Genomic DNA, 15197 nt, shown 5'->3' with positions numbered 1-15197 from the left:
ATGTTTCAAAAGTAGTATAGTACTACAAGTTTCAATCGATTTATTCTACGCCCCTCATCCTATCCAACAGCGCCTCAATCGCTGGTGGGCGGTAACGGTTTTTAATATACGCCAAATAGACGGTGCGCTCTAAACTAGGACTATCGAGTTCATGAATACGTAATGTTTCCGGCACAATCTCGCCGATATAGTTTCTCGGAATAATAGATAAGCCAATTCCCGATTCAACTAGTGTTAAAATCGTCTCAAATCGATCTGCATCATAACAGACATTCATTTTTATGCCTGCTTCTTCAAACGCTTTCGTTATATTGGCACGTGTCTGGAATCCCTTACTCGTTATGATGAACGGTTCTTTTTCGATATCCTTAAGTTTCACCGTCGGTCTGTTTGCGAGCGGATGGTTGGCATTCATGACCAGAACCAAGTTTTCCTTATATAAAGGGACCGTGACAATATCCGGTTCGTCGATGAATTCGTTCGTCAAGCAGACGTGAACTGCATAATCACGCAAAGCATGCTCAATATCATTCCGTCCTAGAACTTCCTTCAACACGACGTGCATGTCTGGGTACTCTTGTCTATACCAGCCGAGAATTCCTGGAATCCAATTTTTTACGGACTCAATCATTCCAAGTCGGACTTCCCCGCTTCCTGCCACTTTCACTTCATTTACTTCTTTTTCAAAGATGTCCATTTCCGCCAATATGAGCAATGCGCGTTCGTAAAATACACGTCCTGACTCCGTTAAGTCCACGCGCTTCGTTGTGCGTTCAAGCAATTGGAACCCAATTTGCTCCTCTAACGTCCTTATTGACTTACTCAGGGAAGGCTGGGATAAATGCAGTTTCGCTGCAGCTCCTGAAAAACCGCCTTCTGCCACGACAGCTGCAAAGTATCGGAGCTGTTTAATGTCCATCGCGTTCATCTCCTTCAATCATTTAATTATAACTTATATTTATAAGTAAATGAATTATAGGTATTTGAATTGATAAATGACAGTCCGTATAATGAAGCATATTGCACTTAACTTTGAAAGGGTGACCCTTATGATCAACGCAACGAATCCAGATATTTGGAGCGGCCGAATCGATGACGTTACCAATCGAGCAGCTTTTCGTCTTCATCAAGTGATGCAGCTGAATACTCCGAAAGAAAGCGCTATCAGTCCGACTTGCGCATTGATCGGGTTTTCATCTGACGAAGGGGTTCGACGGAATAATGGTCGTATCGGAGCTGCTGAAGGCCCCGATTCACTTCGCCGTGAACTTGCTAAACTCCCTTGGAGACAGCCTGAAACACATAACATAGTCGATTTAGGTACAGTCTATTGTAAAGATACACATTTGGAACAAGCACAACACGAGCTTGGACAAACTGTCCGCGAAAGCTTAGCACTTAACTTGAAGCCTGTCATTTTAGGGGGCGGCCATGAAACCGCTTTCGGTCATTATTCAGGTGTACGCGAATTTGTTGGACCCGACGCAAAAGTCGGCGTCATTAATATCGACGCGCATTTTGACTTACGGAGCTACAAAGAGCAGCCTTCTTCAGGTACGATGTTTAAGCAAATACTCGATACGGATCCAACGACATCTTATTTTGTTCTTGGCATTCAAGAGTACGGCAACACACAATTATTGTTTGACGAAGCAGACCGCCTTGGTGTCCGCTATATCACTGAACGTGATTTGGAAGAGATGCCTGTCGAGCACGTATACACTCAACTTCATCAATTCATTGCGGCGCAAGACTATATCATGCTGACGCTCTGTTCCGATGTTTTGGACGCAGCTGCTGCACCTGGCGTCAGCGCGCCCTCGCCTTTTGGATTGTCCCCTAAGCAAGTACGGGACCTCATCCATATTGTTGCGTCCGCACAGAAAACGCTTTCATTTGACATCTCAGAAATCAATCCTTCCCTCGATGAAAACGGCCGTACAGTAAAACTCGGTGCGTACTTAACGAACGAAGCGATTGTCTCACTGCTTGGAGGGTACACAGAATGACAATTGAATTGAACCAAGTTACCACGCTGTTTCTCGCGATGGCGTTGTTTCTTTTAGGTAACTTACTTGTACGCAAAATCGGGATTTTACAGAAGTTTTGTATACCCGCCCCGGTTGTCGGCGGATTGCTTTTTGCGATACTCGCAACCATTTTGAAAGCAACGGGACTTGTGAGCTTTACGCTCGATACATCGCTGCAAAACTTATTCATGCTGACGTTCTTCTCAACAGTGGGACTTGGTGCAAGTTTCGCCCTCATTAAACTTGGCGGGAAATTGCTTATCATTTACTGGGCCGCTTGTGCATTCCTTGCGATTATGCAGAACGCCATCGGGGTGTCCATGTCTTACTTATTCGACATTCATCCGTTAATCGGGATGATGGCTGGAGCTGTTTCGATGGAAGGCGGGCACGGAGGTGCGACCGCTTACGGAACGACGGTAGAAGCGATGGGTATTGACTCCGCTTTCTCAATCGGTATCGCCGCTGCCACATTCGGCTTAGTCGCTGGGGGATTGATCGGCGGACCGCTTGTGAAGTATTTGATCAAAAAACACGATTTGAAGTCTACTGAAGTCGAAGAATCATTTGAATATACGGCAGAAGCACACGAACCTGCAATTTCAGTCGATAACTTCACGATGCAGGCGTTCCTTATTGTCACTTCTATGGCTGGAGGATCGTTACTTGGTGAAGTGTTTACTAACGTAACAAACGGGATCGTGCTGCCAAACTACGTGGGCGCGATGTTTGTAGCGGTTATTGTCCGTAACGTAGTAGATCGTTTCAACGGAAACATCGTCCACATGCGCAGCATTACACTAATCGGCGACGTCGCTTTGGGCATCTTCTTATCCATGGCACTTATGAGCATCAAGCTTTGGGAAGTTGCAGGATTGGCCCTTCCGCTCCTTGTCATCGTCTTCGTACAGGTTGTATTCCTGGTGCTGTTCGCGATTTTCGTCCTATTCCGTATCCTCGGGAAAAACTACGACGCTGCAGTCATGTGTGCAGGTTTTGCAGGACACGGACTTGGTGCAACACCGAACGCGATGGCCAATATGGCGGCAGTCACTGCACGTTACGGTCCATCCCGCACAGCGTATTTAATCGTACCGATTGTCGGTGCGTTCCTGATCGACGTCGTTTCAATGCCAATCATCATTACGACGATGAATCTTTTTAGTTAACACTTGAACCCGGCTCTTGGCAGCCGGGTTTTTACTTATTTCATTATGCAAATCGCTGTTGTTCTTTTGCCAACTGCGTCATAATGGAGCTATATACTGCATATACAGGAGGAATTATTCATGACTGACATGTACGAAAAACGGCGCCATGCGCTGACCACTCATCTTAAAGGCAAATCACTTACTGCGGTGCTCGTAACCGATCCCGCAAATGTATTCTATTTCACTGGGTTCAACTCAGATCCTCACGAACGTTTCCTTGGCTTATATATAGAAGCAAGTGAAGGAAAAACGATTCTATTCACTCCCGCGCTAGACAAAGATGCAGCTGCAGAGAGCTCGGATATTGAGACAATCGTTTCCATTTCAGATGAACAACTTCCGTTCGATGTGATTCGCTCAACTGTTGGAGATTTAACGGGTAAAGTCGGCATCGAAGCGAAAGCGTTCAGCTATTTCCGTTATAACGAATTCCGCACTGCATTCCCGAACGCAGAAGTTGCGGATGTACAAGCATTCATCAACACATTACGGAAACGGAAAACACGTGAAGAAATCACTGCCATGAAAAAGCCGATTGAAATTATCGAGCGCGTTCTCGAAGAAGGCATCAAACTCGTTAAAGTCGGCATGACGGAATCCGAATTGACAGCGGAACTTGAATATTTGATGCGTAAATTCGGCGCAGACGGACCGTCGTTCTCATCTATCGTTTTGTCCGGCGAGAAAGCGGCATTGCCTCATGGCGAACCCGGCGAACGCAAACTGCAAGTCGGCGATTATCTTCTTATCGACTTCGGTGTCGCAAAAGACGGCTATATGTCCGACACAACGCGCACGTTCATTATCGGTGAAGCAACAGATCGCCAGCGTCTTATTTACGACACTGTGCTTGCTTCCAACCAGGCAGGGATTCATGCCGTTAAAGCAGGCAACCCGTTGAAAACGTTCGACATCGCAGCACGCAGCGTCATTCAAGAAGCGGGCTTCGGCGAATATTTCAATAACCGAGTCGGCCATGGTCTCGGCATCGAGGTCCACGAAGAACCATCCATCCATATGAACAACGAAGAAATCGCCGAACCCGGCCTCGTGTTCACAATCGAGCCCGGCATCTACATCCCAGGCGAAGGCGGCGTCCGCATTGAAGATACGGTATATATCAATGAAGACGGCGAAGTGGAAGTACTCTCCACATTCCCACGTGAATTACGTGTTATTGGCTAATAATTAAGTGAAGCCACCGAACAAACCCTGCATAGCCGCGAGGTTGTTCGGTGGCTTTTTTATGTACGTCAATTGGCTTGGCACAGCGAGAACGCCTTTTCTTCAACAAGCGCAGCGCTACCAATTAATCCCTTAAACTTGGCTGAATTGTAGTCTATTGCCGATTAATTCTCCCATATTGCCGATAACTTTCTCCATAATGCCGATTCCCCTCGCCATAGTGCCGATTCTCTCGACACCATGGGATAGCCTACTCAAATCAAGCGCAGCGCTACCAATTAATCCCTTAAACTTGGTTGAATTGTAGTCTATTGCCGATTAATTCTCCCATATTGCCGATAACTTTCTCCATAATGCCGATTCCCCTAGCCATAGTGCCGATTCCACCACTCAAACTGCCGATACTCGCCCCCATGTTGCCGATTCTCCCGACACCGTGGGATAGCCCACTCAAATCAAGCGCAGCGCTACCAATTAATCCCTTAAACTTGTCTGAATTGTAGTCTATTGCCGATTCTTCGCTCCATAATGCCGCTTCCCCTCGCCATAGTGCCGATTCCACCACTCAAACTGCCGATACCCGCCTCCATAGTGCCGATATCACGCTCCATAATGCCGATCACACCCGCCATTTTACCGATTCTTCCTGGCAGCGAGTCCACCCATCACCAAACATTCCTAAAAAACGCCAATATTCCGCGGAACAACCACTGAAACGGCGCAAATATAATTTCAGGAAAGACGAAAAACAAATCGGACAAGCAGCCGCGCTCCTCTTTTTTCCCTGCCTGCTTCCGCTTCCTGTTCCCCTTCCGCTCATCGTTCCGCAAAGCCCGCTCCTCATCCATCTGACGCCACCTCTTTCATAACTAATACCAATTATTTTCTACAAAGTCGCCGAACAGTCCTCCTTAAAAATGTAAAAACGCCCCGCCGAAGCGGAGCGTATACACCTTACTTTTTCGTTTTATTCGCCACTTCAATTGCACGATTCGTACCTTCAGCTGCTTGTTTCAATGCTTCGGCCGGATCTTTTCCTTGATACATATCTTCCAGTGCCGTCACAATTTGTTGACGTGATTCCGGAAACACCGAGATTAGTGCGCCTTGAGTTGCATAGCCAGGCACAGTATCTTGAAGCTGATCTACCGTCACTTTATATTGCGGGAACTCTGCCCACTTCTCTTTTACATTTTCCTCATCGTAGGCTTTCGGGTTAATCGCAAAGTAACCAGTATCCAAATGCCATTTCGCCTGCACTTCAGGAGTTGTTAAGTATTTCATAAACTCCCATGCCGCTTCTTGCTCTTCTTCAGCAATTCCTTTTGACATCCAAAGTGATGCTCCGCCGATCACGACACCATTACGCTTCACCTCGTCTGCGTATGGAATATACGCGACACCGACATCAAACGGTGCCGTTTCAATTGCTCCTGCAACTCCCGCTGATGAATCCAAATACATCGCAACTTTTTCTGATGCGAAAGCTGCACGGATATCATCCCAGTTCGTTCCGAAGTTGCCAAACGTTCCTGCTTTGTTCATCGTATCCAGCGTACGGAACACAAGACGTCCTTCGTCACTATCGAACGCAGCTTCAGTTGCATCTCCAGTACGGCCATTGTCTTCATTCACATAGTCGCCACCTTGAGTTGCGAGCAATTGCTCGAAGAACCAGCCGTATGTCAGCATGGAGAATCCGTACATTTCTCCCTTTTTCAACTTAGCCGCTGCATCGATCACTTCTGAAAACGTTTCAGGTGCTTTTTCAGGATCCAGTCCAGCTTCTTTAAATGCATCTTTGTTGTAGATCATGACCGGTGTCGAAGAGTTGAAAGGCATGGAGTATAACTCGTCATCCACTTTGTAGTAGTTCAAGATGTTCTGCTCGAGCTCGTCTGCATTAAAATCATTTTCGTCGATAAACTTCTGGATCGGCTCGATATATCCGCTATCGATCATATACTTTGTACCGATTTCAAATACTTGTGTAATGGCAGGCGCGTCTTTCGTTCCGCCGACACTTCGCAGTTTCGTCAGCGATTCTTCGTACGTACCTTGGAATTCAGCTTTCACTTCGTACTTATCTTGTGATTCGTTGAAGTCCGCAACGATTTCATCCAACGACGTTTGCCCGGTTCCGGACATCGCGTGCCAGAATTCTACAGACACTTTGCCATCCTCAGTTTTCGTTGCTTCGCCTTTCGTGTCGTCCCCTTCATTATTCGTGCTGGAGTCACTATTCGTACACGCTGCAAGTACCGCCATACTGATGATCGTTAAAAATAATAACATGAGCTTTACAGTTTTTCTCATCTTCTTCTACACCCCGTCTCTCATAGTTTTCATTCTTATGTCCTTTTCCTTTTTCCTTTTTCCCTTTTCCCTTTTAAGGATTGCTTTGTCACACAAGCTCCGTTGATCGAAGCGGAAGACGGCGACTCCTGCGGAATGCTGATGGAAACAACCTAAGTTCGCGGCGTCCTGCCGCAACGGTTGCATGACCTACATCCCGTAGGCCCGCGTCCGTCTGAAGCACAGATCAACACCGTTTCACTTCAAAGCCCCTTGCGACAAGCCTTTCTGGAGTTGCTTTTGTCCGATGAACAACAGCAAGAGCGTCGGAATGATGACGACAATGACACCGGCCATGACCACCCCCCAATCGGTTGACATCTCCTGCGACTGCAGCTGCTTTAGTCCGATTTGAACCGTTCGCACCGAACTGTTCGTCGTAATGAGCAGCGGCCACAAATACATATTCCATGTGGTCAGGAAGCCATACGCGCCAAGCGTCACGAGACTCGTTTTCGAAACTGGCAAGATCACTTTCCAAAAGAATTTAAACCGGCTGAGACCGGCAATTTGAGAAGCTTCCTGCAACTCTTTCGGAATCGTCTTAAAATGTTGGCGCAGCAAGAACGTTCCGAACGCAAGAGCGAAAAATGGAAGTGACATTCCTTGGTACGTATTCAACCAGTCAAGCTTTTGAATCGTAAAGAAGTTAGGAATCATCGTCGCTTCCCATGGAATCATCATCGTAGAGATGAATAAGAAGAACACGAAGTCCCTTCCTTTAAATGGGATGAAAACAAACGCATAGGCCGCCAAACTGCAAACGACTAGCTGCCCAATCATCACGGTGAGCGACACGACGAAACTATTCATCAAGTATTTCATCAACGGTAGTCGATCGAACACCTTTACATAGTTATCGAACTTAAACGCCTCAGGGAAAAACTTACCTTGCAAAATCTCAGGTCCACTCATAAACGAAATCATGAATGCATATACCACAGGGAAGAACACTAGCAGTGATGTCACGACCAGCAAAAAGTAAATCCAGACTTTCTTGAGTGTCGAGTCTCTCATTGGTAATGCACCTTCTTTTCAAGGAGCTTAAATTGAAGGATTGTGACAACCAATATGATGATGAATAAAATAACTGCTTGAGCACTGGCTGTTCCAAACTGGTAATTGATGAACGCTTCCCGATAGATCGAATACACGATCAGGTTTGTCGACTGAGAAGGTCCCCCTTTGGTTAAAATATCAATCTGCCCAAAGGTTTGAAATGCATTTATCAAGGAAATCGTGATGATGAAAAATAATGTTGGCGACAGCATCGGAATCGTAATGCGGCGCAGTCTGTAGAAATACCCCGCTCCATCTATGCGCGAGCTTTCATACAAATGCTCGTCAATGTTCTGCAATCCTCCGAGAAGGATGAGGAATGAAAATCCGGTATTCATCCAAATCGTAGACACGGCTATCGAAAACAGCGCCCACTCCGGATCCAGCAGCCACTGCACTTGAGGCAGATTGACGGCCACCAAAATCCGGTTGAACAACCCCACACTCGGATGAAACAAAAATAGCCAAATGACTGAAGAGGCTGCAACGGAAATTCCCATCGTCGAGGAATACATCGTTCTGAAAAAGCCGATTCCCTTCAATTTTTCGTTCGCCAGCAAAGCGAAAAATAATGATAGAATAATCCCGATGGGCACTGTATACAGGACAAATAACCCGGTTGCCTTCATACTATTCAAAAATGCTGGAGATGTGAGTAAGTAACTATAGTTTTCAAATCCCACATTCACAGCGGCATTTCCATTTTGGTCCGTTAAAAAGAAACTTAAGTAAATCGTCCGGATCATCGGATAGAAAAGGAATACCGCAAACAAAACAATCGATGGCAGCAAATACAAAAACCCCGTACGTAAATTCGCAGATCGCTGCCAGACGCCAGGCGCTTTAACGGTCGTCATAAGCTCACCTCTTTCGCTATGGAAAGATGCGCAAGCCCCTCAGGTTTACGAATCAGTTCTCCTGTCTCTTCATCAAACACACAGAAGTATTCAGAACCCAGCAGAATTGGAACTTGGTCACCAATCGCAATATCCCACTGCCCGCTCCATTTCGCCATCCATTCACGATCACCTACTTGGAAAGAAAACACGGTTTCGTTGCCCAGGATTTCAACATTCGTTACGTCCACTTGAACTTTATTGCCCATTTCAGTTCCTGTGACAACCGGTTGAATATGTTCTGGACGAATCCCCGCAAGCAATGGTCTCGCAGCCCCCGCGATCATCTGCTGTTCCGTCATCGAAACCTGGATCGTATCGCCGATGAAGACCCCCGACTTTGTCGGCTCCATTCGAGCAGGGCTGATATTCATCGGCGGAGATCCGATGAACGTCGCAACGAAAGGATTGGCAGGATAATTGTAAATGTCGATCGGCTTTCCGACTTGCTGGATCTTCCCTTCATGGAGAATCATGATCCGGTCGCCCATCGTCATCGCTTCGACTTGATCGTGCGTAACATAGATCATCGTAATACCAAGCTTGCGTTGTATTCTGCGAATCTCAGTCCTCATGTGCGCCCGCAACTTCGCATCCAAGTTGGAAAGGGGTTCATCCATCAAACAAATCGGTGCTTCGCTGACAATGGCTCGGGCAAGTGCAACCCTCTGTCGCTGGCCGCCCGAAAGTTCACGCGGCTTCCTTTTTAAAAAGTCGGATAATCCGAGCATCTCCGCTACTTCATTCGCTCTTTTCGTTTGTTCCGCTTTCTTCACTTTTTTCACGTCAAGACCAAACGTAATGTTTTGGAAGACGGTCAGATGGGGATACAATGCATAGTTTTGAAACACCATCGACAAATCCCGTTTGTCTGGCGATAAATGATTCGCACGCTTGCCGCCGATTTCAAGCACGCCACCTGTAATCTCTTCCAGTCCTGCAATCATCCGCAGCATCGTGCTTTTCCCGCACCCAGATGGTCCGACCAAAACAAAAAACTCCCCAGGTTCAATTGTGACGTCAATATTCGAAATCACATCCACTTGTTTGTCATAAGACTTGGACACGTCAATCAGTTCGACTCTCTTCATTCAATCCATCCTTTCAGCTAGTCAACTTCCATTTGACCTGTCGCTCTTCTCAAGGCCATGGTATCATTTTCATTAACAAGATCACGCATTATTTACATAAGTTAACTGCATCTTTACATACAATTTACATTCCAATCGAAATGGAGGAGATTCCCGTGAAGGTTCTTAACGTTTCCATCTTGCTCATACTCTTCCTTTCTGGTTGCGTGCCTGCCGTGCAACAACCTGTCCCCCTGCCGTCAGAGCCATTTCTAGTTATTGCGCATCGCGGAGCATCAGCCTATGCGCCGGCCCACACTTTTCCTTCTTATGAACTTGCGATTGAAATGGGGGCCCATTATATAGAACTCGATCTCCATCGGACGAAAGATGGGAAACTTGTTGTTCTTCATAATGATTCGATCGAACTGAATGGGCACGAAGTCGAGATTGATGAGATTTCGTCTGACGTGTTAAGCGCTTTCAAACCGGCGGAAGAGTTTAATCAGCCGACTAACGAATACGCATCGCAAAAGTTTGCGAGTCTCCGCGTTCCTTCTTTGGAACAAGTACTCCGGGAATTCGGCGACCAAACCAATTATTATATTGAAATCAAGTCTCCAGACCGTTATCCCGGAATTGAACGACAGCTCATCGACCAATTGAGCGATCATCATCTGCTGGATCGAGATGACCCGCTTCCGAAAGTCATCATTCAATCATTCAGCAGTGATAGTTTAAAAGAAGTGCATGCATTGAGTCCCGGAACCCCTCTCATTCAACTGTATTCCTTTAAAAAAAAGGCGAAATTGTCTCCTGCAAAACTGAAAAAAGTTTCCCGCTATGCATCCGGAATCGGTGTTAACGCATCAGTTGTCACAGAACACCTAGTTAACACAGTGCACGAGTCCGGTCTCGCTATACATCCTTTTACCGTCAATGAAATCGAACAACTCTCCTCACTGATTTCCATGGGGATCGATGGTGTTTTCACTGATAAGCCCGATCTCATTATTACGTCTTTAAATCAACACAAATCATTAAATTAAATTTTCAAAATAATTATAACATACAATTTTACAATATTCCCTACAAAATTCAAATATATTACTTTAGTAGAAAATGAATCCAACAATAAGGGTTCCTTTTTCGGCTCCTTCTAGTAACTTATGCAACTCACAATTAGGTGTTCATCTATCTGATGGAGCTATTTTGTATTACAAGGAACCGGTATCACATAAAGATCCGAACATTAACTATGTACAATCCATGAATTGCATGATCTATAAATCTTCTATTTTTATAAAGCTATTCACATCGCGCAATTTTTGTCGATAAATGACGTATAAGCATTCGATGGAGCTTACTTTCTTTCCTTAATCCATTAAATCAAACTCAGAAATGGTGGATGACTGTGGAACTAACCACAAAGAGATATAAATACAAACGAATCTTTTTACTCATAACTTTTGTAGTAATTCTTCCATTTCTTTTTGAAGAATTCATCATCCAGTTCTATCATCTGGACTTTGAGAACAAAACTTTTTATGACCTGCTAAATACAGGCGCTTTACTGCTATTTGCATTTCCAGTTTTCTTTTATTTGATCCGGAAAACGGATCAGACCGCTTTTTACTTGGAGCAGCAACATGAAGTTAACAAAAAAATACAGCATAAGCTGGAGTTATCCAATATTGAATTAGCTTACAATGCAAATCATGACTTCTTAACCGGTCTTCCGAATCGATACCAGTTATTTAACCTTCTGGACAAAATGGCTTCTGAACGTACTGAACTTGCTGTATTGTTCATCGATTTGGACCGTTTTAAATCCATTAATGATACGATGGGACACTTATCGGGCGATCAGTTCATCAAGTTAGTGAGCATTCGATTGAAGCAAGCCACTCCTCTTGGCACCCAAGTTTTTCGTCATGGCGGAGATGAATTTGTTATCTTGTCAGAACTGCCTAATTATCGTTCAATTGAAATTGCAGAAGGAGTGCTTGAATCTTTTAAAAAGCCATTCAATATTCACAATACAACACTCTATGCGTCTGCAAGCATCGGAATTAGCCATCTCCCTGACCACGGGGCAGACGCAGTCACATTGATAAAGAACGCTGACCGTGCGATGTATCAGGCAAAAGAACAAGGCGGCAGTATGTATACTATCTATTCCTTATTATCCCAAAATGACGAACACAAGCAGTTGATGCTTGAAAATGATCTCCGCGATGCATTGGAAACCGATCAGCTGCTGCTTCACTATCAGCCCGTTATCGATTTAGAAACCGGACTGCTGAAAAGTTTTGAAGCGCTCGTTCGATGGAAGCATCCAAAACTTGGACTCGTTTCACCTGCCGAGTTCATTCCTGTAGCTGAACGCTCCATGCTTATAAATGATATTGGGACGTGGGTGCTCGAGACAGCGTGCCGACAAGTTAAAGAGTGGCATGCTGTCAACAGCGATATTGGGCTCGCAGTCAATGTCTCAATTCGTCAATTCCGAAACCCACAGTTCCCGGATCTCGTTAAAGATGTATTGGAGATTACGGAATACCCAGCACATTTGCTCATATTGGAAATTACCGAATCGATGATGCAAGACGACTGGGAATCCATTCGAATCATTGACGAAATCCGTACTCTTGGTGTGAAATGGGCAATCGATGACTTTGGTACAGGCTATTCCTCTTTAAGCAAACTGGCTTTTTTGCCCATCGATTATTTAAAGATTGACCGTTCCTTTACTATGGAAATGCTGACCCACCCACCCATGCAGTCGATTGTTCAAACCATCATCGATATGGGACGGAATTTGGATATGGAACTTATTGCAGAAGGCATCGAAGAGGCAGGACAATCTTTACTTCTTCAGCATTATGGATGCCAATTCGGACAAGGGTATTTGTTTAGCAAGCCGCTTCCTGCAGAAGAAATAGAGCAGGCATATTGTCTAACTACGTTAATGAAAGTCCATTAACGGCAAAAACGCTGTGAACACCTAATTCTAGGTGCTCACAGCGTTTTTGTTATTCCAAAAGATCTTGCGCATGCGGCATTGCCGAGAGCGCGCCAGGCTTTGTTACGCAAATTGCACCCATCCTATTTCCGAACTGAATGATCTTTTTCCAAACAGACACATCATCCAATGTCAGGGTTCCACCATGCTTGTACATCTGACATAAGACTCCTGCCATGAACGCATCACCAGCACCTGTCGTATCGACTGGAGTCGTTTTAACAGTTGGAATCCGAATCGTTTCCCCATCAATGAGTACGAGTGTCCCATTCTCGCCTTGAGTAATCATGACAACGGGAATTGAAAAGTTCTCCAGTTTACGTATCCCGACTTCCAGCGACTCCGTATTCATCATGAACGTCAGTTCTTCTTCAGTTAACTTCACTAAATGGGCTTCCTTAAGAAACGAAACTGTAGTTTCGCGGCAGATCTCTTCGGACTCCCAGCGCAGAGGACGAATGTTAGCATCGAACGAAATGAGAGCACCTGATGCCTTCGCCATACGGACTGCTTGTTTTGTAGTGTGAAAGGCAGTCGGGTGAAACATCGTTCCCGAACAGATATGTAAAATGGATGTTTGCTGAAACGTCTTTTCTTTCAAATCAGCCGCAGTAACTTGCAGATCAGGCGTTTCGTTTTGATAGTCAGCAAATACCCGATCGTGTTCAGGAGTTAAGTGAACGAATACACCATTCACTCGCTTTTCGGGAATTTCTATCGCGGCACTTAAATCGACTCCCTCTTTCTGTAGTTCTTTGCGGACAAATTCCGATGTCTCATCACTTCCTGTTACTGTAATGAAGGATACCGGTGCACCAAGTCGCGCAACACCTGCTGCTACATTGACGGTCGCACCACCTAAATAGGTGTGAAACGATGAATTCGTCTCATCCTCTGCAATGTAATCGACGAATACATCGCCATAAACCAGCACGTGTTTGTTCATACGGGTTCCCGCCTCCAGTTCATCTTAAATATAGTGACTTCTGTGCTAGTCAGACACATCCATCCTTTGTCCTTTGTAGTATTCGATTTCATACGAAAGACTGCTTCATCCGAAGACGAAGCTGGTTGTCAGTTCTGTTCCAGCAAGTGTTCAGACTGCGCTTTATGCTTTCTGTACAATGGATTATTCGGCTGCAGCTGAATGGCATATTCGATTGCTTCAATCGCATCTTGATGACGGCCAAGCGAGCGTAGACTGTTCGCTTTATGGAACCAGAAATCATAGCGAGAAGGATGGCGGTCGACAAGCATTGCCATAATATCGACAGCTTCGCCGTGTCGGCCGAGCTCCCGCAAATAATTCGATTTGTGATAAAGGAAAAACGAATTTTCCGCTGAAAGTTCCGCTCCTTTATCAAACTCCAGTAATGCGTGTTCAGACTGGTTCATGGACCGGTAGCAGCCTGCTGTGTAGAAATAGAATTCAAGCTCTTCTGGAGCCACTTCCAATGCACGGCTGTACTGTTCCAGCGCTTCTTCAAATCGTCCTTGTGAAGCTAAGTAATAGCCGGAATAGTAGAGCAGATCCAAGTTATCCCCGTCGGACTCGAGAGCTGTTTGGACCACTTGTGCAGCACTATTCCAATCGCCAATTGCAGCTAATGCTTTCGCCTCTAACAACGCAGGATGCTGAGGGTCTTCTAACGTGTCAGTCAAGATTTCCAGGACCCTATTTTGTTTTTGTTCATCTGCATAATAGATTGCTGTTTTTCCGTCGAAGTCTTGTATATCTACAGTGGCACCCGCTTCATATAATGTCTGGACAACATCTGCATACAATCGGCCGCCATCCCCTAAAATCACCGCTTCGAGTAAAGCAGACCAGCCAAGATAATTCACATGGTCAATTGGAACACCTACCGACAAACAAGATTCCACAGTACGCAGATATGCTTTTTCAGCAGCAGGCAGCAATGCCGTTCCGCCGAATCGATTCACACTCGCTACGTCCGCACCCGCTTGTGCCATCAGTTCAAGTGAGGTCGAAAATCCATTCGCCCCTGCACATATGAACGGCGTCAACTCTGTATGATCACGATGATTCGGATCACTCCCCGCAGCTAGCAGCCGCTCTACCATTGCTACGTCATTTCGCTGCACAGCAACCATTAAGGCTGTTCGGCCGCTGTCATCTATCGCTTCTACATCCACTTGTTCCGTCAGTAATTGGGCAACACGTGCAGAGTTTCCTTCCTGTACCGCTTGCAATAACTCGTGCTGTTCCAGTTTACTATCCATGTGACCTCTCCTTTTCGTCTTGATTTGTAGTACTTTCAGTGTACTCGAAGTTGTTGTACTTTACCTTATTTCTATCAAAATAAACTAAAGGGTTAGAAAATAGCAATCAGTCTATCTAAGTG

At 45.4% G+C, this 15197-nt stretch carries 15 protein-coding genes; 5 read left to right on the top strand and 10 right to left on the bottom strand.

Going from position 1 to position 15197, the window contains the following annotated elements; translation table 11 throughout:
* Nucleotides 1-40: 40 nt before the first annotated feature.
* Complete coding sequence (locus tag QT716_RS01910) at nucleotides 41-919, bottom strand: LysR family transcriptional regulator (RefSeq protein WP_317934051.1); 879 nt, start codon at nucleotides 917-919, stop codon at nucleotides 41-43.
* A gap of 130 nt (nucleotides 920-1049) precedes the next feature.
* On the opposite strand from QT716_RS01910, the gene hutG reads away from it, so the two are divergent.
* The 3 genes from hutG to QT716_RS01895 all read left to right on the top strand — a co-directional run bounded on the left by hutG (nucleotide 1050) and on the right by QT716_RS01895 (nucleotide 4426).
* Complete coding sequence (gene hutG / locus QT716_RS01905) at nucleotides 1050-2009, top strand: formimidoylglutamase (protein ID WP_317934049.1); 960 nt, start codon at nucleotides 1050-1052, stop codon at nucleotides 2007-2009.
* Nucleotides 2006-3199 carry a sodium/glutamate symporter gene (gltS, locus tag QT716_RS01900; RefSeq protein ID WP_317934048.1) on the top strand — a complete coding sequence of 398 codons (1194 nt, stop codon included), beginning with the start codon at nucleotides 2006-2008 and terminating at the stop codon, nucleotides 3197-3199. The genes hutG and gltS overlap by 4 nt, the downstream gene beginning before the upstream one ends.
* A 120-nt stretch (nucleotides 3200-3319) precedes the next feature.
* Complete coding sequence (locus tag QT716_RS01895) at nucleotides 3320-4426, top strand: M24 family metallopeptidase (protein WP_317934046.1); 1107 nt, start codon at nucleotides 3320-3322, stop codon at nucleotides 4424-4426.
* 132 nt (nucleotides 4427-4558) lie between these two features.
* Here the strand turns inward: QT716_RS01895 and QT716_RS01890 are convergent, their stop codons facing one another.
* The 7 genes from QT716_RS01890 to QT716_RS01860 form a co-directional block, all read right to left on the bottom strand.
* Nucleotides 4559-4684 carry a hypothetical protein gene (locus QT716_RS01890; RefSeq protein ID WP_317934045.1) on the bottom strand — a complete coding sequence of 42 codons (126 nt, stop codon included), beginning with the start codon at nucleotides 4682-4684 and terminating at the stop codon, nucleotides 4559-4561.
* Nucleotides 4685-4712: 28 nt separating this feature from the next.
* Nucleotides 4713-4880, bottom strand: a complete 168-nt coding sequence (locus QT716_RS01885) for a hypothetical protein (protein WP_317934043.1) — start codon at nucleotides 4878-4880, stop codon at nucleotides 4713-4715.
* Between the two features lie 28 nt (nucleotides 4881-4908).
* Nucleotides 4909-5088, bottom strand: coding sequence for a hypothetical protein (locus tag QT716_RS01880; RefSeq protein ID WP_317934042.1), 180 nt, complete (start codon nucleotides 5086-5088; stop codon nucleotides 4909-4911).
* A 292-nt stretch (nucleotides 5089-5380) separates the two neighbouring features.
* Nucleotides 5381-6742, bottom strand: coding sequence for an ABC transporter substrate-binding protein (locus QT716_RS01875; protein ID WP_317934040.1), 1362 nt, complete (start codon nucleotides 6740-6742; stop codon nucleotides 5381-5383).
* A gap of 237 nt (nucleotides 6743-6979) precedes the next feature.
* Nucleotides 6980-7798: a carbohydrate ABC transporter permease gene (locus QT716_RS01870; RefSeq protein WP_317934038.1), complete on the bottom strand. Its 819-nt coding sequence runs from the start codon at nucleotides 7796-7798 to the stop codon at nucleotides 6980-6982.
* The gene (locus QT716_RS01865; protein WP_317934036.1) at nucleotides 7795-8697 is read right to left on the bottom strand and encodes a carbohydrate ABC transporter permease; all 903 of its coding nucleotides are present in this window, start codon (nucleotides 8695-8697) and stop codon (nucleotides 7795-7797) included. Before QT716_RS01865 ends, QT716_RS01870 begins: the two co-directional genes overlap by 4 nt.
* Nucleotides 8694-9827 carry an ABC transporter ATP-binding protein gene (locus QT716_RS01860; protein WP_317934034.1) on the bottom strand — a complete coding sequence of 378 codons (1134 nt, stop codon included), beginning with the start codon at nucleotides 9825-9827 and terminating at the stop codon, nucleotides 8694-8696. The genes QT716_RS01865 and QT716_RS01860 overlap by 4 nt, the downstream gene beginning before the upstream one ends.
* A 155-nt stretch (nucleotides 9828-9982) precedes the next feature.
* Between QT716_RS01860 and QT716_RS01855 the strand changes: the two genes are divergently transcribed.
* The gene (locus QT716_RS01855; RefSeq protein ID WP_317934033.1) at nucleotides 9983-10855 is read left to right on the top strand and encodes a glycerophosphodiester phosphodiesterase family protein; all 873 of its coding nucleotides are present in this window, start codon (nucleotides 9983-9985) and stop codon (nucleotides 10853-10855) included.
* A 365-nt stretch (nucleotides 10856-11220) separates the two neighbouring features.
* The gene (locus QT716_RS01850) at nucleotides 11221-12792 is read left to right on the top strand and encodes a putative bifunctional diguanylate cyclase/phosphodiesterase (RefSeq protein WP_317934032.1); all 1572 of its coding nucleotides are present in this window, start codon (nucleotides 11221-11223) and stop codon (nucleotides 12790-12792) included.
* Nucleotides 12793-12841: 49 nt separating this feature from the next.
* Here QT716_RS01850 and QT716_RS01845 read toward each other — a convergent pair whose 3' ends face one another.
* The gene (locus QT716_RS01845; protein ID WP_317934031.1) at nucleotides 12842-13777 is read right to left on the bottom strand and encodes a carbohydrate kinase family protein; all 936 of its coding nucleotides are present in this window, start codon (nucleotides 13775-13777) and stop codon (nucleotides 12842-12844) included.
* 128 nt (nucleotides 13778-13905) lie between these two features.
* Entirely contained in the window at nucleotides 13906-15075 is a 1170-nt protein-coding gene (locus tag QT716_RS01840; protein WP_317934030.1) for an ankyrin repeat domain-containing protein, read from the bottom strand.
* Nucleotides 15076-15197: the final 122 nt, after the last annotated feature.

The sequence above is a fragment of the Sporosarcina aquimarina genome (assembly GCF_033253705.1).
In the GTDB taxonomy this organism is placed as follows: domain Bacteria; phylum Bacillota; class Bacilli; order Bacillales_A; family Planococcaceae; genus Sporosarcina; species Sporosarcina aquimarina.
Note: the sequence above shows the minus strand (reverse complement) of the source record. Positions and strands in the feature narration are given on the sequence as shown.

Coding starts and splice junctions, on each gene's coding strand:
- QT716_RS01910 (WP_317934051.1), bottom strand. CDS start 919: ATGGACATTAAACAGCTCCGATACTTTGCAGCTGTCGTGGCAGAAGGC.
- hutG (WP_317934049.1), top strand. CDS start 1,050: ATGATCAACGCAACGAATCCAGATATTTGGAGCGGCCGAATCGATGAC.
- gltS (WP_317934048.1), top strand. CDS start 2,006: ATGACAATTGAATTGAACCAAGTTACCACGCTGTTTCTCGCGATGGCG.
- QT716_RS01895 (WP_317934046.1), top strand. CDS start 3,320: ATGACTGACATGTACGAAAAACGGCGCCATGCGCTGACCACTCATCTT.
- QT716_RS01875 (WP_317934040.1), bottom strand. CDS start 6,742: ATGAGAAAAACTGTAAAGCTCATGTTATTATTTTTAACGATCATCAGT.
- QT716_RS01870 (WP_317934038.1), bottom strand. CDS start 7,798: ATGAGAGACTCGACACTCAAGAAAGTCTGGATTTACTTTTTGCTGGTC.
- QT716_RS01865 (WP_317934036.1), bottom strand. CDS start 8,697: ATGACGACCGTTAAAGCGCCTGGCGTCTGGCAGCGATCTGCGAATTTA.
- QT716_RS01860 (WP_317934034.1), bottom strand. CDS start 9,827: ATGAAGAGAGTCGAACTGATTGACGTGTCCAAGTCTTATGACAAACAA.
- QT716_RS01845 (WP_317934031.1), bottom strand. CDS start 13,777: ATGAACAAACACGTGCTGGTTTATGGCGATGTATTCGTCGATTACATT.
- QT716_RS01840 (WP_317934030.1), bottom strand. CDS start 15,075: ATGGATAGTAAACTGGAACAGCACGAGTTATTGCAAGCGGTACAGGAA.